General features: G+C 70.6%; 12 protein-coding genes and 17 pseudogenes. 18 read left to right on the top strand and 11 right to left on the bottom strand.

From position 1 onward, the window contains the following. Positions 1–2,472: 2,472 nt before the first annotated feature. The 3 genes and pseudogenes from RBJ77_RS18220 to RBJ77_RS18210 form a co-directional block, all read right to left on the bottom strand. A complete protein-coding gene (locus RBJ77_RS18220; RefSeq protein WP_372345994.1) occupies positions 2,473–3,045 on the bottom strand; it encodes a nicotinate-nucleotide--dimethylbenzimidazole phosphoribosyltransferase in 573 nt (190 codons plus the stop codon). A gap of 83 nt (positions 3,046–3,128) precedes the next feature. Beyond that, a pseudogene (locus tag RBJ77_RS18215) lies at positions 3,129–3,446 on the bottom strand (nicotinate-nucleotide--dimethylbenzimidazole phosphoribosyltransferase); the annotation flags it as partial. Between the two features lie 1,457 nt (positions 3,447–4,903). After that, positions 4,904–6,121, bottom strand: a pseudogene (locus tag RBJ77_RS18210) (bifunctional adenosylcobinamide kinase/adenosylcobinamide-phosphate guanylyltransferase). A 99-nt stretch (positions 6,122–6,220) separates the two neighbouring features. On the opposite strand from RBJ77_RS18210, the pseudogene RBJ77_RS18205 reads away from it, so the two are divergent. After that, positions 6,221–6,408: pseudogene (locus RBJ77_RS18205) on the top strand (hypothetical protein); the annotation flags it as partial. A 914-nt stretch (positions 6,409–7,322) separates the two neighbouring features. On the opposite strand, the gene RBJ77_RS18200 reads toward RBJ77_RS18205, so the two are convergent. From RBJ77_RS18200 to RBJ77_RS18190, 3 genes and pseudogenes are all read right to left on the bottom strand, one after another. Next, positions 7,323–7,985, bottom strand: coding sequence for a trypsin-like peptidase domain-containing protein (locus RBJ77_RS18200; protein ID WP_372345993.1), 663 nt, complete (start codon positions 7,983–7,985; stop codon positions 7,323–7,325). 110 nt (positions 7,986–8,095) lie between these two features. After that, positions 8,096–8,860: pseudogene (locus RBJ77_RS18195) on the bottom strand (class I SAM-dependent methyltransferase); the annotation flags it as partial. A 34-nt stretch (positions 8,861–8,894) separates the two neighbouring features. Beyond that, a pseudogene (locus RBJ77_RS18190) lies at positions 8,895–9,498 on the bottom strand (DUF3043 domain-containing protein). A 265-nt stretch (positions 9,499–9,763) separates the two neighbouring features. Here RBJ77_RS18190 and RBJ77_RS18185 point away from each other — a divergent pair. Both RBJ77_RS18185 and RBJ77_RS18180 read left to right on the top strand, forming a co-directional pair. Beyond that, positions 9,764–10,104, top strand: a pseudogene (locus RBJ77_RS18185) (PspA/IM30 family protein); the annotation flags it as partial. Between the two features lie 538 nt (positions 10,105–10,642). Next, positions 10,643–10,834: pseudogene (locus RBJ77_RS18180) on the top strand (hypothetical protein); the annotation flags it as partial. Between the two features lie 371 nt (positions 10,835–11,205). Here the strand turns inward: RBJ77_RS18180 and RBJ77_RS18175 are convergent. Beyond that, entirely contained in the window at positions 11,206–11,352 is a 147-nt protein-coding gene (locus RBJ77_RS18175; RefSeq protein ID WP_372345992.1) for a hypothetical protein, read from the bottom strand. A gap of 36 nt (positions 11,353–11,388) precedes the next feature. Here RBJ77_RS18175 and RBJ77_RS18170 point away from each other — a divergent pair, with 36 nt between their 5' ends. The 8 genes and pseudogenes from RBJ77_RS18170 (at position 11,389) to RBJ77_RS18135 (ending at position 16,106) form a co-directional block, all read left to right on the top strand. Next, positions 11,389–11,841, top strand: coding sequence for a histidine kinase (locus RBJ77_RS18170; protein WP_372345991.1), 453 nt, complete (start codon positions 11,389–11,391; stop codon positions 11,839–11,841). A 184-nt stretch (positions 11,842–12,025) separates the two neighbouring features. Next, the gene (locus RBJ77_RS18165; protein ID WP_372345990.1) at positions 12,026–12,154 is read left to right on the top strand and encodes a hypothetical protein; all 129 of its coding nucleotides are present in this window, start codon (positions 12,026–12,028) and stop codon (positions 12,152–12,154) included. After that, positions 12,151–12,852 (top strand): annotated as a pseudogene (locus RBJ77_RS18160) (response regulator). Before RBJ77_RS18165 ends, RBJ77_RS18160 begins: the two are co-directional and overlap by 4 nt. A gap of 163 nt (positions 12,853–13,015) precedes the next feature. Beyond that, entirely contained in the window at positions 13,016–13,630 is a 615-nt protein-coding gene (locus tag RBJ77_RS18155; protein WP_372345989.1) for an efflux RND transporter permease subunit, read from the top strand. A 338-nt stretch (positions 13,631–13,968) separates the two neighbouring features. Continuing rightward, positions 13,969–14,339 (top strand): annotated as a pseudogene (locus RBJ77_RS18150) (efflux RND transporter permease subunit). A gap of 120 nt (positions 14,340–14,459) precedes the next feature. Then, positions 14,460–15,293 carry an efflux RND transporter permease subunit gene (locus tag RBJ77_RS18145; protein WP_372345988.1) on the top strand — a complete coding sequence of 278 codons (834 nt, stop codon included), beginning with the start codon at positions 14,460–14,462 and terminating at the stop codon, positions 15,291–15,293. Next, positions 15,233–15,643 (top strand): annotated as a pseudogene (locus tag RBJ77_RS18140) (efflux RND transporter permease subunit); the annotation flags it as partial. The gene RBJ77_RS18145 and the pseudogene RBJ77_RS18140, both read left to right, overlap by 61 nt. A gap of 112 nt (positions 15,644–15,755) precedes the next feature. Further along, positions 15,756–16,106: an efflux RND transporter permease subunit gene (locus RBJ77_RS18135; RefSeq protein ID WP_372345987.1), complete on the top strand. Its 351-nt coding sequence runs from the start codon at positions 15,756–15,758 to the stop codon at positions 16,104–16,106. A 193-nt stretch (positions 16,107–16,299) separates the two neighbouring features. On the opposite strand, the pseudogene nadA reads toward RBJ77_RS18135, so the two are convergent. Further along, a pseudogene (gene nadA / locus RBJ77_RS18130) lies at positions 16,300–17,472 on the bottom strand (quinolinate synthase NadA). A gap of 324 nt (positions 17,473–17,796) precedes the next feature. Between nadA and RBJ77_RS18125 the strand changes: the two are divergent. Next, positions 17,797–18,151, top strand: a pseudogene (locus RBJ77_RS18125) (iron-sulfur cluster assembly accessory protein). Positions 18,152–18,808: 657 nt separating this feature from the next. After that, positions 18,809–19,120 (top strand): hypothetical protein, encoded by a 312-nt coding sequence (locus tag RBJ77_RS18120; protein ID WP_372345986.1) that lies wholly within the window; start codon positions 18,809–18,811, stop codon positions 19,118–19,120. A gap of 478 nt (positions 19,121–19,598) precedes the next feature. On the opposite strand, the gene RBJ77_RS18115 is transcribed toward RBJ77_RS18120, so the two are convergent. Both RBJ77_RS18115 and RBJ77_RS18110 read right to left on the bottom strand, forming a co-directional pair. Then, positions 19,599–19,874, bottom strand: coding sequence for a hypothetical protein (locus tag RBJ77_RS18115; protein WP_372345985.1), 276 nt, complete (start codon positions 19,872–19,874; stop codon positions 19,599–19,601). Positions 19,875–19,981: 107 nt separating this feature from the next. After that, the gene (locus tag RBJ77_RS18110; RefSeq protein WP_372345984.1) at positions 19,982–20,125 is read right to left on the bottom strand and encodes a hypothetical protein; all 144 of its coding nucleotides are present in this window, start codon (positions 20,123–20,125) and stop codon (positions 19,982–19,984) included. Between the two features lie 197 nt (positions 20,126–20,322). Here RBJ77_RS18110 and RBJ77_RS18105 point away from each other — a divergent pair. Further along, positions 20,323–21,299 (top strand): annotated as a pseudogene (locus tag RBJ77_RS18105) (carbohydrate kinase family protein). 82 nt (positions 21,300–21,381) lie between these two features. On the opposite strand, the pseudogene RBJ77_RS18100 reads toward RBJ77_RS18105, so the two are convergent. Next, positions 21,382–22,782 (bottom strand): annotated as a pseudogene (locus RBJ77_RS18100) (aminotransferase class V-fold PLP-dependent enzyme). Between the two features lie 337 nt (positions 22,783–23,119). On the opposite strand from RBJ77_RS18100, the pseudogene RBJ77_RS18095 reads away from it, so the two are divergent. The 4 genes and pseudogenes from RBJ77_RS18095 to RBJ77_RS18080 form a co-directional block, all read left to right on the top strand. After that, positions 23,120–24,073 (top strand): annotated as a pseudogene (locus tag RBJ77_RS18095) (cytochrome c oxidase subunit II). Between the two features lie 178 nt (positions 24,074–24,251). Next, positions 24,252–25,118 (top strand): annotated as a pseudogene (locus RBJ77_RS18090) (cbb3-type cytochrome c oxidase subunit I). A gap of 57 nt (positions 25,119–25,175) precedes the next feature. After that, a pseudogene (locus RBJ77_RS18085) lies at positions 25,176–25,262 on the top strand (hypothetical protein); the annotation flags it as partial. A gap of 110 nt (positions 25,263–25,372) precedes the next feature. After that, on the top strand, positions 25,373–25,599 hold a 227-nt coding region (locus RBJ77_RS18080; protein WP_372345995.1), incomplete at its 3' end, for a cbb3-type cytochrome c oxidase subunit I.

Raw genomic sequence — 25,599 nt, 5'->3', positions numbered from 1 at the left:
TTCGCGCGCCGTTTCAGTTGCATCGTTGGGTGCGCCGTTTTCCGCATTTATCGTGACGCTTTCGCGTTCCGCGCTTCACCTGGTTCAACGGCCGCACTCGACGACCATGGCGAGACGACCGCGCGCCGGTGAACCGACTTCCAACAGCGCCAACTGCGGTACACAAGCCGACAGCCGCCGCCGACGGGCGGTGTCGAGCATTACCTGCGCGTCCCGGGCGGGCGAACGGTTGTCCGGGCCGATGGCGATGCCGACTGCGCGCGTAGGGTGCCCGCGAGCGTGGCGACGTACGCGGTCACGAGCGCACCAGCCCAGACAGAGCTCGATGCCGAACACCAGCAGGATCGGCGACTTTTACACGGGCGGTCGAGGGTGGCTGAGAAGAGCAGGGTGCGCAGGGAAATTCACCGCGGGTCGTCGTGCAGGCTTGACGATCCTGAGACGAACCCCAACGGGCTGGATTCTGGACGTGGAACGCGGCCGTCAGACAGACCGCGCGATCGTCATGGGGATCGCCGCGGGCCGCGAGCAATCACGACCGCCTGCAGCGGGCCCCGCTTTCCTACAGGCCCTTCCCTCACTGAACGCTCCAGGGCGTCCGCGGCGCAGCCACCTCGGCAGTCCAGGCACTTCGAGGAAGCCCTCGGCGGCGCCGGGCGCGACGCCGATACGCGATCGCAGCCGGCGCTCTTCTCCCGAAGAAGCAGGAAACCGCAGGATGGGCCAGGTGCTCTGGCGCTGGCCCCGGTACAGCGATTCGATCTGCCACCACCGGGAGAAGAAGCTGAGCAGCGAGCGCCACAGGCGCAGCACCGCGCCACGCCGCCGAGTCGCGAGCCACTGATCGAAGATCGGACCGGAACATCGCGAAGTTGAGCAGAGACCTGTGGTCGATCCCGGATCTCCGCAAAGCTGCAGGAGTGCATTGACCATGAACTCCCATCAGGCCGTTCTCCGAGTCGCGGTCACGGCGCATCAGATTCAGCGAGAGGCCGTTCGGCACGGGACGAAGACAGCACTGCCTTCAACTCGCCCTCCCCGTCGGTGCATTCGAGAGCATCCACCACACCAGCCGTCCGCCGGGTCGCCGAGCGGCCGAGCGCCATCGAGAAGCCGCGCGCTGGTCGCCCCGTCGCGCCAGTCGTCGGCCCGCTTCCCGCGGAGGCACGCCCTCGTCGGCGGGAATGTCCTCGTGGCGCCGGATGCGGACCGAGCGGCCCGCGCGCTGGACGCGGTTGCACGCGCACCGCCGACGGTTGCGCATCGCCCGCCCTTCGAGCGTGAACTCGTCCCGTCTCCCACACGATGCAGCTTCGTCGCCAGAGTTCGAGGCGCGTCGAGGCCGTGCCGGGCGGCCAGACCGTGCCGGCGCCTCCTCGCCTCTGCGCCCATCACGGCGGATCCAGCCGTGCACCCGCCTCGGCGAGCCACGGCTCGATCGCGCGCCGGCCAGGCCTCCGGGTCGCCGATCGGGTCACCGGAGGCGAAAGCGACGCCCGCCGATCGCGGTACGTCACCGCGGCCTTGCCCGTCGGCGACCACATCGGCGGGACTTCTCGCGGCGCAGCGCGAAGTAGCCGAGCGAGTCGCGCTCGCCGTCCTTGTCGAGCAGGGCGCGCAGCTTCGCCTCTCGTCGTCAGCCGCGAGCGGATCGACGGCCCCTGGCGCGAGGCGGAGACGCGGCGTAGACGATGGCAGATGAGCGGTGCCGTGGACAGGACGTTGATTGACGACGTTCACGATTCGGCGTCGTGATGCTGAGTGGTTAAAGTGCATGCCGTTCGGACGCGACCGAGATCAGCCGCGAGGGTGCACCGGCGTACCGCCGGCGCTCGGAACGTCGAACGGTGCTCGGGTCTGCGCGTGGTTGGTGACCGTGACGAGGGAACGTCGCGAAGAGCGAGGTGACCAGCAGGCCGCCGACCGCGACGAGCGCCGCCAGCTTTCGCGTTCGAGCGGTCGCCCTCCGCGTAGAACTCGCGGCGCCCGAGGAGCGCGCGGACGAACGCGGCGGTCAGCACCAGCGAGATCCAGTTCTGCGCGTACTGCCGTACCTCGGGAAGAGCCCATCACGAAGGCGAACAGCAGGAAGAACAGCCCGCTCAGGACGAGGTTGAGGATCCACGCCGCGCTTGCGGCGCCGCATCGTGACCGCCAGGAACCGGCCACGACGGCGGAGGAGAAACCCGCCGCGAGGGAGGTAGGGGGTGAAGTACGTTCTCTCGTTGTGGCGGCGCAGGTCCTGCCCGAAGGAGACCCAGACGGCGCTCAACGCAGATTGAGGGAAGGTGACGACCCGGAGATACCAGACGGTGAATCCCTGCGGCGCGTCGTGAGGTCGGTGTACTGGTCCGCAGTATCCCATGACCTGGGAGCATATGGGGGCATTTGGGGGGTTCCTTGGCTACGGCGCTCCCGGAAAGGGCGCGGGGAACTGCGCGCTCAGCCACGGGCAGCCGCGGTCGCGTCTGCTCACGCACCGAGCAGATGCGACCGCGGCTTCCGAACGGCTGCGATGCCCTCAGTCGGACGACACGGGCAACTCCGCGGCCAGCGCGCAGCGGCCTGCACCAACGGCAGGGCCAGCAGCCCGCCCGTGCCGCCGCCGAGGCGCACGCCCTGGTCGAGCAGCGGGTCCGCGGCCATCCGGTCCAGCGCCTTCGCCTGGCCGGGCTCACCGCTGGTGTGCGCGGCCAGCCACCAGTCCGGCGCCCGGAACGCGACCCGCTGGCCGACCAGCGCGCAGGCCGCCGACACGACGCCGTCCAGGATCACCGGCGTACGGCGCACCGCGCTCTGCAGCAGGGAACCCGGTCGCCGCCGCGAGATCGGCGCCGCCCACCGTCGCCAGCACCGCAACTGGTCGCCGAGGACCGGGCGGGCCCGGCGCAGACCGTCGCGGATCGCCGCGCACTTGCGCATCCAGCGAGGTCGTCGATGGGGTCGCCGCCACGGCCGGTCACCACGGACGCGCTCGGTGCCGCACAGCGCGGCGATGATCGTCGCCGCGGCCGTGGTGCCGCCCACGCTGAGGTCGCCGAGCACCACCAGGTCCGTGCCGCGAGTCCGGCCTCCTCGTCGGCGATCGCCATGCCCGCCCGGAACGCGCCGCCTCGGCCTCCTCCAGGTGAGCGGGCGTCCTCGGTGCCGAGGCGCCCCGAGCCGCGCCGCACCCGATGGCTCACCACGGCCTTCGGCAGCTCCTCCGGCTCGCAGTCCAGCGACACGTCGACGACCCGCACCTCGACGCCCAGCCGCCGCGCGACACCGCGCCGGCGCTCGCGCCCTCGACGGCCTCGCGGACCAGATCGGCCGCGGTCCCGGCGGGCCGGCCCGACACACCCGAGCTCGGCGACGCCGTGGTCGCCGGCGAAGAGGATCACGCGCGGCTGCGTCACGGGCCGTACGGGCACGGCGCCCTGGGCGGCCGTGAGCCACTCGCCCAGTTCGTCGAGGCGCGGCCGAGCGCGCCGGGCGGAACGGCGAACCGGGCCCTGCGCCTCGGCGTCGCGGCGGGTCCCGCCGTCGGGACGCTCGATCAGATCGGTGAAGTCGTCAGAGATTCAGCGAGCTCATTCGCCGAACAGTACCGGCCGCGACGGCGGTCGGCGGGGCGGGCTTCCAGCGGCCGGTTACGCCATGCGATGCACTGGCTCCACAGCGTCATTGCATGGGCGTCGATCCCCTGTTTCCGGTTCATATCGGATTGTCGTACCGCGATGTCCCTCCGGTCTCACCGATCCCCCAGCTCTCCAGTCCTCCCGAAGCCGTCCCAACCCTCCCAGTCCTCCCGAAGCCCGTCCCAGCACCAGGAGCCGAGGTCACCCATGTCCCCCTCAGCCCAGGCCGTGGCCGAGCGCCGCCCCGCCTACCTCACCGAACTCGCCCGGGGCACCGAAGGCATCCACGAGCCCCGCCGACCCGACTGCCCCTGGTGCGGCTCCACGAAGCTGGGCACGCGACTGCGCACCACCGACCTCCTCCAGCACAAGCCCGGCACCTTCACGATCGACCAGTGCCGCAGCTGCGCCCACTCGTTCCAGAACCCCCGCCTGACCCCTGAGGGCCTCAACTTCTACTACCGCGACTTCTACGACGGCCTCGGCGCCGACCAGGCCGAGCGGATCTTCGGCGCGCAGACCTCCACCAGGCGTCACCGGGCCGCCACCCACGCCCTCGCCCACTTCCTGGAGCCGGAGGCCTGGCTCGACGTCGGCACCGGCCACGCCCGCTTCCCGGCCGCCGCCAAGGAGGTGCCCTGCCGTACACGGCGTTCGACGGCCTCGACATCGGTGACGGCGTCGAGGAGGGCCGCCGCCAGGCCGCATCGAGGAGGCCCACCGCGGCTTCACTCACGAACTCGCGCCCCGGCTCGCGGGCCGCTACGACGCGATGAGCATGTTCCCGCTACCTGGAGCACTCCCTCGACCCGCGCGAGGGAACTCAAGGCGGCCCACCGCGTGCTGCGCCCCGGCGGCCACCTGCTGATCGGGTCCCCGACCCCGAGAGCCGCTACGCCGCGCTCCTCGGCAAGTGGTGGGTCTCCTACTTCCAGCCGCAGCACCTGCACTTCATCCCGCAGGACAACCTTTGCGCCGAACTCGCCGCCCTCGGCTACGGTCGTCGCCGTCGACCGTCGCACCCCGCACGTCCCGCTCGACCTGACGGCGGCCTGCGCCCTGTTCCTCGGCCACTGCCTGCCCGCCGCCGACAGCCCGTGGCGCACCAAGACCCCCAGCGACGCCCAGCGCAGACTGCGCCGGACCCTGACGCACGCCTCGGCGCCCGCCCTCCCTCGCCGCCCGCTCCGCCGACCGGCTGCTGGCCCCCCTGGCAAGCCCGACCGGCTTCGCCAACGCCTACGCGTCATCGCGCCGCAACCCCGACGCCGGCTGAGCCCCCGTCAGCCGCGCAGCTCGGCCTGGCCGGCGCGACCAGCAGCACGTGCTCGCGCATGCGGCGGGCGCCGCGTTCCAGCCGCCCCAGTTCGTCGCGGTAGCGCTGCCCGGACGCGGTCGCGGGCACGATCCCCGAGCCGACCTCGTTCGGGGACGGCCACGACCGTACGCCGGGTGCGGCGCACGGCGTCGACGTAACGCGGCCACCTTCTCCTGCGCGCCCGCTCCCCGCCCGGCCACTCCGCGTCGTCCCAGGCCCCGACCTCGTCCACTATGGCGTGCGTCAAGCCTGACAGTGACAGACAGTCCACGAGCGGCGGCAGGTGATCCTCCGCGTCCGGTCAGTGGGCGGGACGAGATCGCTGGAGGTCTCAGCGGTCCGCCCACGGGCGGCCGCCGCTCCCGGTGCGTGGCGACCCGCTGCGCCCACTCCGTGTCACCGCCCCGCGCGTGCCGCCCGTCGCCACGTTACCGGCACGTCGGGGAGACGCCTCAGGCGCCGCTCACGCCTCGACCGACTTCCCTGAGCGGGCGCCGGTGACCCAGCGTGCGGCGCGGCGCGTCGGGCACGTCCTCGGCCACGCCGACGTCCCAGCGTCGTCCCGTCCGGCACGGCCCCGCGCCCCGCCGCGGCGGAGCCCGCCGCGCGATCGGCTCGGGGCCCGGCGGCGCGTCGTGGTCCAGGTGCACGGCGAGGACGTCGGTGGTCGGCCCGACCGCGCCCACGGACCGCAGCCGGGCCAGCGCGTCAGGCCGCCCGACCACGTCGGCGACGACCATCTCGTACGGCTTGCGCGTCTCCTCCAGACCGGCGGGCGCGGCGGCGGCCAGGTCGCAGCAACCGCTGGCCGTCCGGCCCCACCACCTCGTGCCCGGTTGCCCGGCGCGTCCAGGGCGAGCGCCCGCACCCGGTGCCCGCTCATCAGCGCGAGCTCCCGGCCGTCCGGCACCCGGCCCGGCTGCGGCGGGCCCGCCGGGACGCCTCGAGCCGCCAGGGCCGTCGTGCGGGTGCGAAGGCAGCACCTGCCGTACGCTCGCCCAGCGCTGTAGCCCGCGCGGGCCGCGGCGAAGCGGCGCCCGGCGTCAGATCGGCAACGGCGTGCCGTCGATCCAGCGGGGCCGTCGCGGCGCGGGCGGCCGCCGAGCGCGGTCGCGCAGGCCGCGCACGGGCGGTGCCGAAGAGCAGGGCAGTCCGTCAGCACCGGTGCCGAGCGACGGGTCAGTTCCCACAGGAAGATCCTCCCGCGCGGCTGCGGCGCCGCGCCCAGCTAGGCTTCCAGGGACAGCGAGCCTCTGGGAGGCTGACATGGCGCCGTGCACGTGTGGCGGTTTCGAGAAGTCGGCTTGGCACGGAGGTGTCTCCGGCAGGTGCGGCCGGAGGAGTTCACGACGCAGACGCCGAGTCCCTGGATCGGCGGGTACTGGAAGGAACTGGCGGAGGGCGGCGCCGACCAGGTCACCCTCCGAGGACAGCACGGTCATCTACGGCCCGATGAGCCTCCATGCGGAAGACGCATCCCCGCTTAAACCGGCCCGCTTCTCCACTCCCACCCACCCACCAAGGTTGAGGGGACTCCGTCCCTCAACCCCGGGAAACGTCGCCGGACCGCCCCGCCGACTTCCCGGGGTTCGGATCGCATCCGCTGGCCGCGAGCTTCGGCGCCCCGCTGGCTGGGGCTGGACCGCCCGTCGGCGGCCGAAGGCTCGAGGCTACTCCCGCTGGCCGCAGGTTCAGGCCCACCCCACTCCGTCGGGCGAAGGCTCGAGGCTACTCCCGCTGGCCGCGGGCTTAGGCCCACCCCACCGCGCCGGGCAATCTGCCGCCTGGGGCGGCAGGGATGTGGTGAGCGGCCCCCGCTGCGGCGCATCCATGTCAGGTGAGGGCCCGACCCCCGGTCGACCTCACGGCAGCGGTGCCGCGCAGCGGAATCCGGTGGCCCCGGCCAAGCCGGCCTCGCCGCAACCCCGGTGCCGCCGCAGCAAAGAGACCCGGTCACTCACATCTCGCCGAGCGTCACACTCGACCTCGTCGCTTCGCCCCGCCCGGGTATACGTCACCCGAACCTTCTGCCCAGGCTCCTCAGCGGCCAGCGCAACCTGCAACGACGTCATCGTCGTGACCGCCGCGTCGCCGAACCGGGTGATACGTCACCCGCCCGCAGCCACGCTTCTCCGCCGCGCGCGTCCCGTCACGGACACGATCGCACAGCCGGCTCCAGGTCACCGTCGACCGCGACCCGCCCGGTGATGCCGAGCGCCGCCCGCCCAGAGTCCGACACCCTGCCGTCCTCGACGATCTGGTCGGCGATCTTCGTGACGGTGGAGGACGGGATCGCGAACCCCGATGCCCGGCGCCGCGCTGTCCTGGCAGCTCGGGATCGGTCGCCGCCAGCGTCGGAATGCCGATCACCTGACTGTCCAGGTTCACCAGGGCGCCCCCCGCTGTTGCCGGGATTGATCGCCGCGGACGTCTGCACCATGTTGGCGATCGTGGCACCGGTGCCCCCACCGGAACGCCCCTCGCTCACGGTCCGCCCGGTCGCCGACACGATGCCCTGCGTGACGCTCGACGACGGAGCCGAGCGGCGACCCCATCGCCAGCGTGATCTGCCCGACCTCGACCTTCGACGAGTCCGCGAACTCCGCCGCCCGCAGCCCGTCCGGCACCTTCTCCAGCTTGATCACGGCGAGGGTCCTGGGCCGGATACGCGTACACGAGCTTCGCCGATCAGCGGAGTCTCGTTCGTCGACGTCGTCACCTTGAACGTCTCTCTCGTCGCCCACCACATGGGCGTTCGTCACGATGTGGCCCTCGTCGTCGTAGACGACACCCGAGCCGAGGCCGGACGAGGGCCTGGATCCTGGACGACGGACGGCAGCACGTCCCTGATCACCTTCTGGTAATCGCTCTGCAGATCGTTCCACGGAAGCGGCGGCGGCCTGCGTCGTGGAGTCCGAGGACGACGAGCCCCCGGAGCCAGGTCCGAGCAGCCGCCGACCAGCGCCACCGAGGCAGACGGTGGCGGTCAGGGGGAGTGCGACCCGCAGCGGACGCGAACGGGCCCGAGTACGCGAAGGGGCATCCATGCCCGGATTGTCACGCCGTCCGCCGCCCCCGCCCGCGCCGATCCGCCGAACAGCGGACCCGGGCCGGACCCCGGCGAGGCCCGCCCGCGGTCGACCGCGGCCGTGCTCGAGCCCCGCACGCCGCACAGGTGCAACAGCGCGGCCACCCGTCGGTACGGATCGCTGCGCCCCGCCCGCTCCTCCGCCGCGAGCAGCGTCTGCAGCTCACCGCGCTCGGGAAGTCGCCGCACCGTCGGCCGCGCTGGTCGGTGAAGACCCGCACCCCGGTACCAGGCGTGCAGCGGGGCCCCGATGCCGGCGAGCGTCGCCGTCAGGGTGTCAAGCCGGTCGGCCCGTACGTCGAGCCGAGCCGGTCGGTTGGTACTTCGATGAGTCGAACGCGCCGAGCGCGGTGACCCAGTCGCCGCCGAGCCCCGGCCGCATCGCCAGCGCGTCGGCGTTGCGCACGAGCAGAGCGAGCAGCCCGCCCGGGGCCAGCATCCCGCGCCAGCCCGGCGAGCAGCGCGTCGGGATCCTCGACGGCCATGAGGGACGCGCCGTGACAGAGCACGACGTCGAAACTGCCCGGCAGGAAGTGGACGCCGGTCTCCATGCCGCTGCCCTGCACGATCCGGACGCGCTCCCGCACGCCCTCCGGCTCCGCGGCGAGCGCTGCGCCCGGCCGCGGCGACCATCTCGGATCCTGCTCGACGCCGGTCACGCTTGTGCCCGGCGCGGGCCAGCCACGCAGCGCCTGCGTGCCCTGGCCCATCCCGACGTCGAGCACCCGCAGCCGCTGCCCGACAGGGGAACCGCCCGGCTATCTGCTCGTCGAGCTGCCGGGCCACCAGTTCCTGCCGTACGACATTGCGCAGGCCCCCAGCTTCTCCAGCCAGGAGCCCACCGCGTCGCCGGCGAAGGCTTCCGTGCTCAGGGCCGCTCCCCCGCGCTTGACCTGCAGGGCTTGGGCGGACGGAGGCGCTTCATCTGGAGGCGTGCGCATCAGCGCGTACGCGACGGCGCCCTGCGGCGCTCGTTCGAGAACTTCTCCGCCAGCTTCTTCTTCAGACGGAAGCCGGTGAGAGCCGAGTCGATCACGATCGCGACGATCACGAAGAGCCAGAGCAGAAGCGCGATGTTCTGCAGCGAGCCGACGCGGACCATGCTCAGGACGAGGATGATCACCGCCATCGGCAGGAAGTACTCGGCGATGCAGAAGCGCGAGTCGACGAAGTCACGCGCGTACTTGCGCACCGGGCCCTTGTGACGGGCGGGCAGGGTAGCGCTCGTCACCGCTCGCGAGCGGAGCGCTGGCGCTCCATCGCGGTGCGGCGCTCCTCGCGCTGGCGGGACCGGGCCTCCCTTCGGCGTCATCTCGGGTGTTGGCCACGCTGCGGCGCTGCGTCTGGGCCTCGCTAGCGCTTCGGCGTGGGGCGGCCCGTGGGCGCCTGCGGATCTCGGGGCTGCGTGGACTCGGCTACCGAGACGCTTGGCGGCCGGTGCCGCTGTCGTCCTTGGATCGGCTACGGAACACAAAGCCCAAAGGGTACGTGGTGGATCGATGCATGGACCACAGGCCCGTGGGGGAACGATCCGGCAACACCCTGCGTCCCTGACCTGAGAGGGGAGACGGGGCCACCTACCCTTACGCCGGGCGGGTCGGGACGCAGTCGTCCGTGATGAGCGCATCCGCACCTGAACAGTGCGGTAATAGATGCAGGACCCGTACTGTGGGTTGTGTCGCAGTGCCGGGGCCTTGACCGTCGGCTGGATCTGTCAGAAGGGGGCGCGCGAAGCCCATGAGCGGTGTCATGAAGCGTATGGGGATGATCTTCCGCGCGAAGGCGAACAAGGCCCTTGACCGGGCCGAGGACCCGCGCGGACCCTCGATTACTCGTACCAGAAGCAGCTGGAGCTGCTGCAGGAAGTGCGTCGCGGCGTCGCCGACGTGGCGACCTCCCGCAAGCGCCTCGAGCTGCAGCTGAGACCAGCTCCAGTCGCAGTCCTCACGCTGGAGGACCAGGGCCTGCAAGGCGCTCGCGCTCGGCCGTGAGGACCTGGCACGTGAGGCGCGACGAGCCGTGCAGTATCTTGCAGAGGTTTCACAGACTTGAGGTACCAGACGCTTGAGGGAGCGGATGGAGTGAGAGCCCACTTTGCATGAAGGAGCAGAGAGATATTGAGAGCCGATTTGTCTGCCTCTCTGTATATTTAGAAGAATGAGACCATCGATCTTGTACCCATTATCATATCTTGTAATTTAGACTGATCGTATTGAGGTTTTCTTCGTATCTTAGAGATGGCGACACTACATGGAGGCGATCTGATGGTTGAGACAAAAGATCATCTGTTAGAGCATAATGTTCAGACACCAGCCCGCCTTTGATATGCTTGATTCACCTCATCAAGACTGATCATGGATTTGTCATCCAGTCCCATGCCTGAATCACCTTGCCTGAGCATACAGATGGCAGAGCTGAACCAGAGCTGGTGTTATGCTTGAAAGGCTGAGCACTCTGTCCCCAGCAGCATCTGAGGCGGTGGACAGCAGCAGTATGGTATGCTGTATAGACATCCTTGCTTGGTACAGAAGATGAGAATGAGAGGCTTGCTGACTTGTAATGACTATGGTGAGCAGAAAGAACCCATTTATCATTTGATAATTTAATGGGTACACTGAACTAAGAGATGGAGAAGGACGGCCGGGCTGCCGGACCCTCACCCCAGCTCCCTCGAGTGCCGTTCGCCGCCTGGGCGAGCCACTCCCGACGACGCCCTGGAGCCCTCTCGAGCTGATCCTCCCGGCGTCCGACGCGACGCTGGAGGAGGTCCGCGACATGCTCAGCGACGACGGCCTGATCCCCGGCTGACCCTCGCCTCGCACCGAGCCCGCGGTGCCGCACAGATGAAGGGGGCGGCTACCGTGACCCTGGTGACCCCCCTCGTACGGTGGGCCAGGACGCATCCCCTGGCCCTGGACGCCATCCCTCGCCGCGGCCGTCCTCGTCTGCATGGTCGCCGGTTCCTTCGTCGACCCGCACAGCCCCGAGGGCACGTACGCACTGGGGCGCCCGCACCCCGGACGTCCTCAGCCTCTTCCTGATGGTGCTGGGCGCCGCGGCCCTGTCTTCGGCGCATCGCCCCGATGCCCGTGCTCGCCGCGACCTCCACCGTCTCCCTCGTCCGAACTGGTCACCGGCGAACCCCGCGCCCCCGTCGTGATGTCCGCGGTCGTCGCGCTCTACACGGTCGCCGCCACCACGGACCGGCCCACCACCTGGCGCGTGGGCCTGGGCTCGATGGCGGTGCTGACCGGTGTCGCCATGTTCGTCGGCCCGCTGCCCTGGTACTCCCAGGAGAACCTCGGGATCTTCGCGTGGACCGGCATGGCCGCGGCGGCTGGCGACGCCGTGCGCTCCCGCCGATGCCTTCGTCGACGCCATCCGGGAGCGCGCCGAGCGGGCCGAGCACCCGCGAGGAGAGGCCCAGGCGGCGCGTCGCCGAGGAGCGGCTGCGGATCGCCCGCGATCTGCACGACGTCGTCGCACACACATCGCCCTGGTCAGCGTGCAGGCCGGGGTCGCCGCCCACGATCATGGACAAGCGGCCCGACCAGGCCAAGGAGGCCCTCTGCACGTTCGCGAGGCCCAGCCGCTCCGCGCTCAACGAACTCGGGCGACCGTCGGCCTGTTGCGGCAGACCGGCGACCCGGGAGGCGCCCACCGAGCCGGCCCCCGGCCTGGACCGCCCTCGACGACCTCGTCGACACCTTCACGGCACGCGGGCCTCCCGGTCGAGGTGGCCCTGCGCCGGGGCGCCCCCGCCCCTGCCCGCCGCCGTCGACCTCGCCGCGTTCCGCGTCGTGCAGGAGCGCTGACGAGCGTGCAGAAGCACGCGGGTCCGGAAGCGAAGGCCGAGGGTCAGCGTGGTGCGCGTGGGACCGAACGTAGAGGTCTCGGTCCTCGACAACGGCCCCGGGACCACCGCCCCGCCCGCCGACACCGACGGCAGCGACTGACCCCGACGCCGCCGACAGCAACGGCGGACACGGCCTGCTCGGCATGCGCGAGCGCGTCACCGCGCTCGGCGGCGCCCTCACCGCGGGACCGCGCTACGGCGGCGGTTTCCGCGTCCATGCGATCCTTCCGGTCAACGCCCGCACCACCACTTCGGGGGATGCCACGCCATGACGAGCGGCACGATCAGGGTCCTGTTGATGCCGACGACCAGGCCCTGCTGCGCAGCGCCTTCCGCGTGCTCGTCGACTCCGAACCCGACATGGAAGTGGTGGGGAGGCCTCGGACGGCGCGGAGGCCGTCCGGCTCGCCCACACCGAGCGGCCCGACGTCGTCCTCATGGACATCCGGATGCCCGGCACCGACGGTCTCGCCGCCACCCGGGAGATCAGCGCCGACCCCCGAACTCGCCCATGTGCGCGTGGTGATGCTGACGACGTTCGGGGTCGACGAGTACGTGGTGCAGTCGCTGCGCGCGGGCGCCCTCCGGCTTCCTCGGCAGGGCGCCGAGCCCGACGAACTGCTCGGCGCGGTGCGCATCGCGGCCGCCGGTGAGGCGCTGCTGTCGCCCGCCGCGACCAAGGGGCTGATCGCCAAGTTCCTTGCGCAGGGCGAGGGGTTACGAGGAGGGGGCCGCGGCGGCCGGCAGCCACGCCGAGCGGCTCGGCGCGCTCACCGGCCGGGAGCGCGAGGTGCTCGTCCAGGTCGCGGGCGGTCTGTCGAACGACGAGATCGCCGAGCGCCTGGAGGTCAGCCCGCTCACCGTGAAGACGCACGTGAACCGCGCCATGGCCAAGCTCGGCGCCCGCGACCGTGCCCAACTCGTCGTCATCGCGTACGAATCGGGTCTGGTCCGCCCAAGGGTGGAGTGAGGCCGCCCGGCGCGTACTCCGCCCGCAGTACGCGCCGCCCGAGAACGGGACCTGGGGGCGACGAATCCGGCCATCCTCATGGCTGAGGGTGTACGCGGGCCCTTGTGCATGTCCGTGACAGGGGGCCGTCGTCCCCCCGCTCACGTCCACGGAGACCCACTTCATGTCCTGGCTGTCGAGATTCAGCCTCGCCCAGCGCGCCCTGATCGGGCTGATGTCGATCATCGCGATCGCCTTCGGCGCCATCGCGATCCCCCAGCTCAAGCAGCAGCTGCTGCCCACCATCGAACTGCCCATGGTCTCCGTCCTCGCCCCGTACCAGGGGCGTCCCCGGACTGTGGTCGAGAAGCAGGTCGTGGAGCCGCTGGAGAACTCCATCGACGCGGTCGACGGGATCACCGGCATCACGTCCACGGCGAGCAGAGGGCAACGCCGTGCTCCTCGCCCAGTTCGACCACGGCAACGGCAGCGACTCAAGCAGCTCGTCGCCGACGTCCAGCAGGCCGTCCAACCGGGCCAGGGCCCAGCTCCCCCGACGACGTCGACCCGCAGGTCATCGCCGGGTCGACCGACGACTATCCCCACCGTCGTGCTCGCTGTCACCTCCGACAAGGACCAGCAGGCCCTCGCCGACCAGCTCGACAAGACCGTCGTGCCGTCCCTCAAGGACATCGACGGCGTCGGCCAGGTCACCGTCGACGGCGTCCGCGACCTCAGGTCGACGTCACGCCCGACGACCGGAAGATGGCCGCGGCGGGCGTCGGCGTGCCGGCGCTGAGCCAGTCCTGCAGGCGGGCGGCGCCACGCTGCCCGCGGGCTCCTTCGACGAGGACGGCAAGAACCGCACGGTCCAGGTCGGCGGCGGCTTCACCTCGCTGCGGCAGATCGAGAACCTGATGATCACCGGGGAGGGCGTCAAGAAGCCCGTACGCCTCGACGACATCGCCACGGTGAAGCAGCAGCCGTCAAGGCCGACTCGCTCACCCGCACCGACGGCCGCCCCAGCCTCGCGGTCATGGTCACCATGGACCACGACGGCTCCGCGGTCTCCATCTCGGACGCGGTCGAGGACAAGCTGCCCGACCTCCGCCAGGGACCTCGGCTCCGCGCGCGAAGCTGACCGTCGTCAGCGACCAGGGCCCGGCCGTCGCGAAGTCCATCTCGGGCCTCACCACGGAGGGCGCGCTCGGCCTGCTCTTCGCGGTCCTGGTGATCCTGGTCTTCCTCGCGTCGATCCGATCGACGCTCGTCACGGCGGTCTCCATCCCGCTGTCCGTGGTCCTCGCGCTGATCGTGCTGTGGACCCGCGACCTCTCCTGAACATGCTGACGCTCGGCGCGCTGACCATCGCGATCGGCCGCGTCGTCGACGACTCGATCGTCGTCCTGGAGAACATCAAGCGTCACCTCGGCTACGGCGAGGGAGCGCCAGGAGGCGATCCTCAAGGCGGTCCGCGAGGTGGCCGGCGCCGTCGTCCTCGACCCTGACGACGGTGGCGGTCTTCCTCCCCATCGGCCTGGTCGGCGGCATGGTCGGCGAGCTGTTCGGCTCGTTCTCGATCACCGTGACGGCCGCTCCTCGCGTCCCTGCTCGTCTCGCTGACCGTCGTGCCGGTCCTCTCGTACTGGTTCCTGCGCCCGCCCAAGGCGATCCAGGGCGTCGACCCGGAGGAGGCCCGCCGCAAGGCCGAGGAGAAGGAGGCCCGCTCCTGGCTGCAGCGGATCTACGTCCCGGTGCTGCGCTTCGCGACGCGCCGCCGCTTCACCAGCCTCATGATCGCGGTCGTGGTCCTCGTCGGCACGTTCGGCATGGCGCCGCTCCTGAAGACCAACTTCTTCGACCAGGGCGAGCAGGAAGTCCTGTCCATCAAGCAGGAGTTGAAGCCCGGCACCAGCCTCGCCGCGTCGGACGAGGCCGCCCGGAAGGTCGAGAAGGTGCTCCAGGGCATCGACGAGATCAAGGACTACCAGGGTCACCGTCGGCTCGTCCGGCTTCATGGCGGCCTTCGGCGGCGGCACCGACTCGAACCAGGCCTCGTACCAGGTGACGCTGAAGGACAAGGCGTCGTACGAGGACGCAGGACCGCATCGAGCGCGAAGCTCGGCAAGCTGTCCGGGATCGGTACGACGACGATCGCGGCCGGTGACGGCTTCGGCAGCCAGGGACCTCAGCGCGTGGTCGTGAAGGCCGCCGACGGCGACGTCCTGGACAAGGCGTCGGAGCAGGTGCGCGACGCGGTCGCGAAGCTCGACGACGTCACGGACGTCTGCCAGCGACCTGTCGCAGTCGGTCCCGCAGGATCTCGGTCAGGGCCCAACTCCAAGGCCGCGGCCGCCGGTTTCGACGACTACGAAGCTCGGCGCCGCCGTCGCCCAGGCGCGTGCGCGGCACCACCAGCGGCAAGGCGATCCTCGACGACACCGAGCGCGACATCGTGGTGAAGTCGGCGAAGCCGGCCACGACGACGGATGAGCTGAAGAAGCTGCCGATGGGCCCGCGCGGCCTCACCCTCGGCGACATCGCCACGGTGCAGCTGGTCGACGGCCCGGTCTCGATGACCCGGATCGACGGCGCCCGCGCCGCCACCATCACGGCCAAGCCGACCGGCGACAACACGGGCGCGGTCAGCGCCGACCTCCAGTCGAAGATCGACGACCTGAAGCTGCCGAAGGGCGCCACGGCAACCATCGGCGGTGTCACTTCCGACCAGGACGACGCGTTCAAGAACCTGGGCCTGGCGATGCTCGCGGCGATCGCGATCGTCTTCATGCTGCTCGTCGCGACGTTCCGCTCGCTGGCCCAGCCGCTGATCCTGCTGGTCTCCATCCCGTTCGCGGCGACCGGCGCGATCGGCCCTGCTGGTCGCGACGGACACCCCGATGGGCGTCCTGGCGATGATCGGCATGCTGATGCTCATCGGCATCGTCGTGACGAACGCGATCGTCCTGATCGACCTGATCAACCAGTACCGCAAGCAGGGTCTCGGCGTCGTCGAGGCCGTGGTCGAGGCGGCCCGGCACCGGCTGCGCCCGATCCTGATGACGGCCCTGGCGACGATCTTCGCCCTGCTCCCGATGGCGCTCGGCGTCACCGGCGAGGGCGGCTTCATCGCACAGCCGCTCGCGGTGGTCGTGATCGGCGGTCTGATCAGCGTCGACGCTGCTGACGCTCCTCCTGGTCCCGACGCTCTACGCGATGCTGGAGATCCGCAAGGAGAAGCGGGCGAAGAAGCGGGCCGCCAAGCGGGAGCGTGAAGGCCAGGGGTGCCCGCGCCCTCCGACTCCCGGAGTCGGAGCCGGCCGGATCCGACAGGCCCTTGAACGCCGGGAGCCCGGCACGGACGCCGATCAGCGTTCGTACCGGGCTCCTCGCCGTCCGGGCGCCCCGTGATGCCGGGTGCCGCGCCGTCGTGGCCGGTCGCGCAGTTCCCCGCGCCCCTGGCGAGAGCTACGGCAGCGCGAGCATCCGCCTCCAGGGCCAGCTTCGCGAACTGCTCGGTCTCCCGGTCGACCTCGATCCGGTTCACCAGCCGTCCGTCGGCGAGGGACTCCAGCGTCCAGACCAGGTGCGGCAGGTCGATCCGGTTCATCGTCGAGCAGAAGCAGACCGTCTTGTCGAGGAAGACGATCTCCTTTCGCCCTCCGGCGCGAACCGGTTCGCGAGCCGCCGCACCAGGTTCAGCTCGGTGCCGATGGCCCCACTGGACCCGGCCGGCGCCGCCTCCAGGGCCTTGATGATGTACTCGGTCGACCCGACGTAGTCCGCCGCGGCGACGACCTCGTGCTTGCACTCCGGGTGCACCCAGCACGTTCACGCCCGGTATCCGCTCCCGCACGTCGTTGACCGAGTCCAGCGAGAAGCGTCCGTGCACCGAGCAGTGCCCGCGCCACAGGATCATCTTCGCGTCCCGCAGCTGCTCGACGGTCAGGCCGCCGTTCGGCTGTGCGGGTTGTAGACGACGCAGTCCTCCAGCGACATCCCCAGGTCGCGCACCGCGGTGTTGCGCCCAGGTGCTGGTCGGGCAGGAAGAGCACCTTGTCGCCCTGCTCGAAGGCCCAGTTCAGCGCCCGCTCGGCGTTCGACGACGTACAGATCGTCCCGCCGTGCTTGCCGGTGAACGCCTGATGTCGGCCGAGGTTCATGTACGAGACGGGCACGACCTGCTCGGCGATCCCGGCCTCGGTCAGCACGTCCCAGCACTCGGCGACCTGCTCGGCGGTGGCCATGTCGGCCATCGAGCAGCCGGCCGCGGAGGTCCGGCAGGACGACCTTCTGCTCGTCGCCGGTGAGGGATGTCAGCGGACTCGGCCATGAAGTGGACGCCGCAGAACACGATGTACTCGGCCTCGGGCCGGGCCGCGGCGTCGCCGAGGCCAGCTTGAAGGAGGTCGCCGGTGACGTCGGCGAACTGGATGACCTCGTCGCGCTGGTAGTGGTGCTTGAGCACGAACACCTTGTCGCCGAGCTTCTCCTTGGCCGCGCGGGCCCGCTGCTCCACCAGGTCCGGGTCGGACGGCGAGGAGCAGGTCTTGCAGGCAGTCCACGCGCCACGCTCGCTCGTCGGGTCGGCCTCGCTTTGGCCCGACGCAGCAGCAGCGCCAGCGGCGTGGGCAGAGACATCCAGGTCAACGGGGGTCTGGGCCCGTGGTCGTCACGCACCCGCTTTCTTGTGATGCCAGAACGACTTTTCGTCGAAATGACGCTATCTATCGTACGTGGTTCACGTCAGTTTGACGATGCCGATGTCGTCGATGTGACGCAATCCGCCCCGGCTCACTCTCGCCCTCTCTCGCCTCCTTCTCCAAGGCCCCGTGCCCGTTCGCCAGGGAGTGTGCGAGCATGAAAGGAGAGTGCGAAACCCACGGCGGATCCGGAATGGATCCGGGCCTCTGCACCGGTTGAAAGGTCGGCAAGCAGTCTCCGTACAACCCGGGAGAGATGTAGATGTCCGTATCGGACGAGACCACCACCGTCAGCGACGGCATCATCCTGAGCGACGCCGCCGCGGCCAAGGTCAAGGCTCTGCTCGAGCAGGAAGGCCGCGAGGACCTGGCCCTGCGGGTGGCCGTTCAGCCCGGCGGCTGCTCCGGCCTGCGCTACCAGCTCTTCTTCGACGAGCGCTCGCTCGACAGTGACGTCGTGAAGGACTTCGGCGGCGTCAAGGTCGTCACCGACCGCATGTCCGCCCCGTACCTGGGCGGCGCCTCCATCGACTTCGTCGACACCATCGAGAAGCAGGGCTTCACGATCGACAACGAACGCGACGGGTTCCTGCGCCTGCGGCGACTCGTTCAGCTAAACGGCACGGCGAAGGGCCGGTCCACCTCCCGAGGAGACGGACCGGCCCTTCCCGCGCCAAGGGGTTCTTCAGGGGCGCGGGAGCGGCGCGAGCAGCCCCGCGCACCCGCGAGAGAACCAGACCGCTCACCCTCGCGGCGCGGCGCTCCACCCCCACTTCAGGGGCGCGGGGAACAGCGCGACCAACTACGCACCCGCAGAGAGCCAGACCGCTCACCCCCCGCGGCGCACTTCTCCACCCACCGGGCCGGTTCTTCTCGGCGACAGGCACCGCAGCCCCGTCCGGCGTCACGACCTTCCGCTCACCCAGCGGGCGTCCAAGCGTCACCGGCAGCGTGTAGAACTTCGCCAGCTCGATGCAGACGGTCCCCTTCTTCGGAGGTCTCCGTGACCTTCACGGACACCTCCTTCGCTTCTCCTCGGCCGACGCCGAGTACGTCGCCGCACACCCCGCCCGTGAAGTGCAGCGTCAGCGTCTTCCGTCGGCGCCCGTACCCCTCGACCCGCGTCCCAGGTGCGGGACGGGTCGCCCGACGCCGACGCGCTCGGCCGCGGGCTCAGGCCGTGGGCGGCTCGCCGCTCGGCGACGAACTCGTGGGCGCCACCAGGAACAGGGTCGACCGCCGGATGCGTCACCGTGGGCACGGACGCTGCGCCGGTGGGCTTCACCTCCGAGCAGCCACGCCGGTACGAGCGCCTGCTCGCCCTCGACGTAATGCGGCGGCCGGCGAGCCCGAAGGTCGCCTTCTCGACCGCGACCGTGGACGACGCGGGCGGCCGCGGCGGCGACGGCGATGCACCCGGCTGCTGCTCGTCCAGCGGCACCGCGCTCTGCACCCGCCGACCGGCGCGGACGTGCCGGCCGCCGCGCCGTTCATCGGTCGAGCGTGCTCCCTTCGCCCCGATCGTCCGGGTGCGTGTCGCCGCTTCACCCGGCGCCTTCGGCAGCTGCCCGCGCTGCCGCCGGTGACCTGACCGTCGGAACCGACCTGGATCCCGGTCGAGCCAGCCGGCGTACGTCGGCAGGCCGCCCACGCTCGGGTCGAGCGTTCACCGCCGGGTGGCGCCCATGCCAGACCTACGGCCCGCGACCGAGCTGCGGCGTCGTCCTGCCCGAGCGCCTTCAGGAGCGGTGCGGCCGCCTTCTTCGCGGCGGCCTCGCTCACCGCGTCGCCCTCGCGCACTGCCCACCGAGGCGCACTTGGTGGGGCTCCGCGCACTGTGGTCGGCCGACGGCGCGAACCGCGCGTACGTCCAGGTGCCCGCCTTCCGCGTCACCTGCAGCGACGGTTGACCCGTCGACGGCCGGCAGCTTCCAGGTGCCCGCCCTGCAGCCGGGAGCGCGCCGCCGACGTCGAGCGCCTTCCCGAGAGCGGTCACCTCCGCCGCGGTCACCACGCCCCCTCGGCCCGGTAGACCGGGCGCCTCGCCCGGGTCGTCCCGGCAGCTCACCGGTCGCGGTAGCGGGTGCCGTTCGGAGTCCGAGCTCGCCCGGCGCGGTCCCGGTTCGTCGTGCCCGGGCTGCCGCCCTCGGCGTAACCGTCCAGGGCGAGCGGCGAGTGCCGTCGCCGCCGGGGCCCGGAACGGTCCTGGTCGCGCCGGCGGCGTTCGTCGCAGGTACGCTCCGCCGCCACCGGCGAGGAGGACCAGCCGCCAGGGCCGAGGGCGACCGCCGGCGTGCGCCGGTCGGCCGTGCCGATCCGCGTCTGCTCTTCCGTGCTCACCGCATCGCTCCTTCGCCTGCCGCGTCGTATCCCGGATCCTTTATGAGGGACGGTCACCGGGGACAGCGATGGGACGCGGCAGGGGGAGCGCGCGGTTCCGCGCTCCGTCAGTCGCCGAATCCGGCCATGGAGTCGATCAGCCGGGCCGACGACGCGGGGACGACGACCCCGTGGATCCCGGACGCGTCGGCCACGGTCACCGGCCGTTCCGTCTCCCAGGGGGCGCGCGGCGGCACCCAGTGCGGAACCATCCGCGCGCAGTCGACGCGCAGCGCGGCGAGCCGTCCTTGGTCATGAAAGACACGTCGTAGGTCATGACGGCACCGTACGCACGGCACACTCCACGAAAAAGCCCTACTATCGGGTAGTTTCCGCACTTCAGAGCAGGGGCCTCGACCGGGTAGCGTGAACTGTCAATCCCCTCCTCTTCAGGAAGCGTGCTCACGCCGTGCGAATCGCAGTCACCGGCTCCATCGCCGCCGACCACCTGATGACTTTCCCGGCCGCTTCGCCGACCAACTCGTCGCGGACCAGCTGCACACGGTCTCCCTCTCCTTCCTCGTGGACAACCTCGACGTACGCCGGGGCGGTGTCGGGGCCAACATCGCCTTCGGCATGGGACAGCTCGGCACGAACCCGGTCCTGGTGGGCGCCGCCGGCTCCGACTTCGACGAGTACCGGGCGTGGCTGGACCGCCACGGTGTGGACACGGAGTCCGTCGGATCTCGAGACCCTGCACAGCCCGCTTCGTCTGCACCACGGACGCCGACCACAACCAGATCGGCTCCTTCTACACCGGTGCCATGAGCGAGGCCCGCCTCATCGAGCTGAAGACCGTCGCGGACCGCGTGGGCGGACTCGACCTGGTGCTGATCGGCGCGGACGACCCCGAGGGGATGATGCGTCACACGGAGGAGTGCCGTTCGCGCGCGATCCCGTTCGCCGCCGACTTCTCGCAGCAGATCGCGCGCATGAACGGCGAGGGAGATCCGCCTCCTGCTCGACGGCGCCACGTTCCTCTTCTCGAACGAGTACGAGAAGGGCCTCATCAGAGTCCAAGACCGGCTGGACCGACGCCGAGATCCTCGGCAAGGTCGGCCACCGCGTCACCACCACTCGGCGCGCGCGGCGTGCGCATCGAAGGCCGGCGAGGAGACCATCGAGGTCGGCTGCCCGAGGAGGAGCGCCAAGGTCGACCCGACGGGCGTCGGCGACGCGTTCCGCGCCGGCTTCCTGTCCGGCCTGGCCTGGGGCGTCTCCATGGAGCGCGCGGCCCAGGTCGGCTGCATGCTCGCCACGCTGGTCATCGAGACGCTTTCGGCACGCAGGGAGTACGAGCTGCGCCGCGCCCCCGTTCATGGACCGCTTCGCAAGGCCTACGGCGACGACGCCGCCACCGAGGTGGAGTCCTACCTGGGCCTGTAAGGGCGCGGGCACGAGGCCGCGGTCGCGTCCGCTCCTGTGCCGAGCGGACGCGACCGCGGCCGTCTGCTGCTGAACGCGCCCCCTAGCGGGCCCGCCGCACCGTATAGACCGCGCTCCCGTCGGAGCGCTCCTCGGCCCCCACGTACTCGTGCCCTGCGTGAAGCACCAGGCGGGGATGTCCACGGCTGACCTGCGACCTCGTCGTCGGCGAGCGGTGACCGTCCCGCCCGCCCGTACCCGCCTGATCGCCCGCCCCAGCTCGATCACCGGCTGCGGGCAGCTCGGGCCCAGCGCGTCCGCGGTCGCGGTGGCCGCCGCGTCCCCGGCGCCGCCCGCCACGGGCGCGCCCAGCTTCTTCCCGCACGTCCCGCACGACCCCGGGCAGCACCTTCCAGGAACCGGTCGACCTCCCTGGCCCCGGTGCCCTTCACTCCGGCGGCGACACCCGTACGTTCCCCTCGCTCACCACGCCCATCGCGCGCAGCACATGGCTGGGCGTCAGCGTGCCGCCCGTGCACGACGATCCGGGCTGAAACGGAAAAACCGGCCTGGTCGAGTCCGCGCGGACGCTCTCCCGAAATCGACATAGAGACACGGGAACGCCACCATGGTGCGGCAGCCGCCGCGCGGATCGCCGACCACCTCCACGTCCGGCACGAGCTCCGGCACGGGCGCCCGATCCGGTCCGTCAGCTCCCGCAGTCAGCGCCGCGCCTCCCCGGCCGCCTCGGCCCCGCACCGCCCGCAGCGACGCGGCCGCGGCCTACGATGCCCGGATGTTCTCGAACCCGGCGGGCCCGCCCCCGACTCCCGCCTTCGTCGGCGGGGCCCTTGCGCGAACCGCACCCTTCCGCACGGCGAGGATCCCGACGCCCGCCGCCTGCACTTGTGGGCGCTCCCGCCCAGCAGCGACCACGCACCGGCCACGGGCCCCCACGCCAGCGACTGCGCCGCGTCCACGAACAACGGCACCCCGGCGCGTCCCGGCGGACCTCGGCGACCTCCTCGCCGACCGGCTGCACGGTCCCCACCTCGTGGTTGGCGGACTGCACGACACGCGGGGGCGGTGTCGTCCCGCAGCGCCGCGCGGAAGGCGTCCACGGACACGGCGCCCGCCCCGGTCCACGGCCACCTCCGTCACCGAGCCGCCGCCGCCTTCGTGGCCGCCGCCGAACGGAGCACCGCGGAGTGCCCGACCGCCGATACCACCAAGCGCCGTCCGACACGCCGACGCCCGGCGAGTGCCCTGGCGATCGTGTGTGTGCCGCGGCGTGCCGGGACGACGTGAACACCAGCTCGTCCACCCGGCACCCTGCGGCGTCGGCGGCAGCCTCCCGACGGCGAATCCAGCAGCAGCCGGCGCCCGCCGCCCCTCCCGGTAGAGCCGTGAGGGATCGGCCCCACCCTTCGTCGAGGGAGGCCTGCAGAGCCTGCTCGGGCCACGTGGATGGAGGAGCGGACGACGCCGAGTCGAAGTAAGCCACCCCGCAACGCTAAAGCTCTCGACCGTCGGGAGGCCGCCCTCAGGGCGCGCCGAACCGCGCGAGCAACCACCCGCGAACCCGCACTCGCGAACGGACAAACCTCACCCCGGTGGACGCCTCCCGACCCCCGTCAGAAACCCCGGAGCAGGCCAATCCCACCCTTCGGAGTGACCCGCGGCGCGTTAGGCACCCTCCCGCGCGACCAAATAGCGTCCAGTAGGGTTTGGTCCGCATAAACATCCAAACCCCTGCCCGTGTGCCAGGGCGGCGAGCGACCAGCGAGATGGCGGCCGTAGGCCAACCAAAGAGCGCGGGCGAGACTTCGGGAAGGCGCTACGTGAGTCCCAACGGCTCCGACCGCTCGTCGCGGCGCCCGATGCGGCGGAAGCCGCCGCAGGTGCTGACTGCGGCCTGATCCTGGTAACCGCTACCGGTTGCACATACAGGACTTCCTCGTCTTGGTATGCCCACCCCGGTGACGGAGGAGGCCCCTAGATCCTCTCCCCTCTGGCAGGGCTCGTGGGCGGCAGCGTTTCGCCACGGGCGTGCTGGTGTGGGGACTGATCCTGTGGGAGCATCATCTTCCACCGGCGCAGCCGCACCAAGATCGAGGTTCCCACTCAGACGCGGTACAACATGCCGCTCGAGGCGCTGTACACGGTGGTTCCGCTCATCATCGTGTCGGTCCTCTTCTACTTGCCACCGCGCGCGACGAGTCGAAGCTTGAAGCTCGACGACAAGCCCGCACACACCATCAACGTGGTCGGCTACCAGTGAGCTGGGGCTTCAACTACGTCGAGAACGTGCCGGGTGTCGAGGGTGACGCGAAGAACTCCAGGAGCTCTCCGCGATCCCCGAGCGCTTCAAGGCTGACTTCCGGCGAACGCCGGCGGCGTCTACGAGGTCGGCACTCCGCGAGCGGAACCCGCAGACCAACAACCCGGGCCCGACCCTCTGGCTCAAGGGCGAGAAGGTCCGCTTCGTTCCTCACTTCGCGTGACGTCATCCACTCCTTTCTGGGTGGTGCCGTTCCTGATGAAGCAGGACGTCATCCCGGGCCACCAACGCCTTCGAGGTGACCCCCAACAAGGAGGGGACCTTCCTGGGTAAGTGCGCCGAGCTGTGCGGCGTCGACCACTCCCGGATGCTCTTCAACGTGAAGGTCGTCCCTCCTGAGCGCTACGAGCAGCACCCTCAAGGACCTCGCCAAGAAGGGGCAGACCGGTTTGACGTCCCGTCGGGCATCGCCCAGACGGAACACGAGAAGAACCGGGAGACGAACAACCTGTGAGCATCCTCAACGAACCTCGGGTGCCGCCGCGGCTGACGACTCGTACGAGAACGAGCTGCCGGTAGGCCAAGCGCCCCGGTGCGACCGTGATCAAGTGGCTCACCACCACTGACCACAAGACCATCGGCACGCTGTATCTGGTCACGTCGTTCGCGTTCTTCACGCATCGGCGGGTCTGATGGCGCTCTTCATGCGCGCCGAACTGGCCCGTCCCGGCACGCAGATCATGTCGAGCGAGCAGTTCAGCCAGGCGTTCACGATGCACGGCACGATCATGCTGCTGATGTTCGCGACGCCGCCGTTCGCGAAGGCTTCACGAACTGGATCATGCCGCTCCAGATCGGTGCCCCCGACGTCGCCTTCCCGCGTCTGAACATGTTCGCCTACTGGCTGCGCCTGTTCGGCTCGCTGATCGCGGTCGGCGGCTTCCCTGTACGCGCAGGGTGCGGCCGACTTCGGCTGGTTCGCCTACAGCCCGCTCTCCGACGCCGTCCGCTCGCCGGGCATCGGCGCCGACATGTGGATCATGGGTCTGGCCTTCTCCGGCTTCGGCACGATCCTCGGTGCGGTCAACTTCACTCACCACCATCATCTGCATGCGCGCGCTCCCGGCATGACGATGTTCCGCATGCCGATCTTCGTGTGGAACGCGCCGCGGCACGTCGGTGCTCGTCCTGCTCGCCTTCCCGGTCCTCGCGGCCGCGCTGCTCTGCCCTGGAGGCGGACCGGCAGGTTCGTGCCCGTGGTCTTCGGACGACGCAGAACGGCGGCATGCGCTATGCAGCAGCTTACCTCTTCTGGTTCTTCGGACTGTCCACGAGGTGTCGCATGTAGCCTGCCCTTCTTCCGGCATCATCCAGCGAGGTCATCGGTCTTCTCGCCGCAAGCCGATGCTCCGGGCTACTCCGGCGCTCGTCGGCGCGACGATCGCGATCGCGGACTGTCTCGTGGCCGTGTGGGCGCACCACATGTACGCGACCGCGGGCGTCCTCCTGCCCTTGCTTCTCCCTTCATGACCTTCCTGATCGCCGTGCCGACCGCGTGAAGTTCTTCAACTGGACCGGCACGATGCTCCAAGGGCTCGCTCTCCTTCGAGACACCGATGCTCTGGGCGGTCGGCACCTCGATCACCTTCACGTTCGGCGGCCTGACCGGCGTCATCCTCGCGGCGCCGCTGGACTTCCACGTCACGGACTCGTACTTCGTCGTGGCGCACTTCCACTACGTCGTCTTCGGCACCGTCGCCTTCCGCGACGTTCGCGCGGCTTCCACTTCTGGTGGCCGAAGCTCACCGGCAAGCTGCTCGACGGAAGCGCACTCAGCAAGATCACGTTCTGGACCCTGTTCACCGGCTTCCACGCCACGTTCCTGGTGCAGCGCTGGCTGGGCGTCGAGGGCATGCCGCGTCGTTACGCGGACTACCTCGCGGCCGACGGCTTCACCGCGCTGAACAGCGATCTCGACGCATCTCCTCGTTCCTGCTCGGTCTGTCGATCCTGCCGTTCTTCTACAACGTCTGGAAGACC

This window comes from Streptomyces sp. KL116D (assembly GCF_030766975.1).
Classification (GTDB): domain Bacteria; phylum Actinomycetota; class Actinomycetes; order Streptomycetales; family Streptomycetaceae; genus Streptomyces; species Streptomyces longispororuber_A.
The sequence above is the reverse complement of the archived record's forward strand: the minus strand, read 5'-3'. Positions and strand labels throughout refer to the sequence as shown.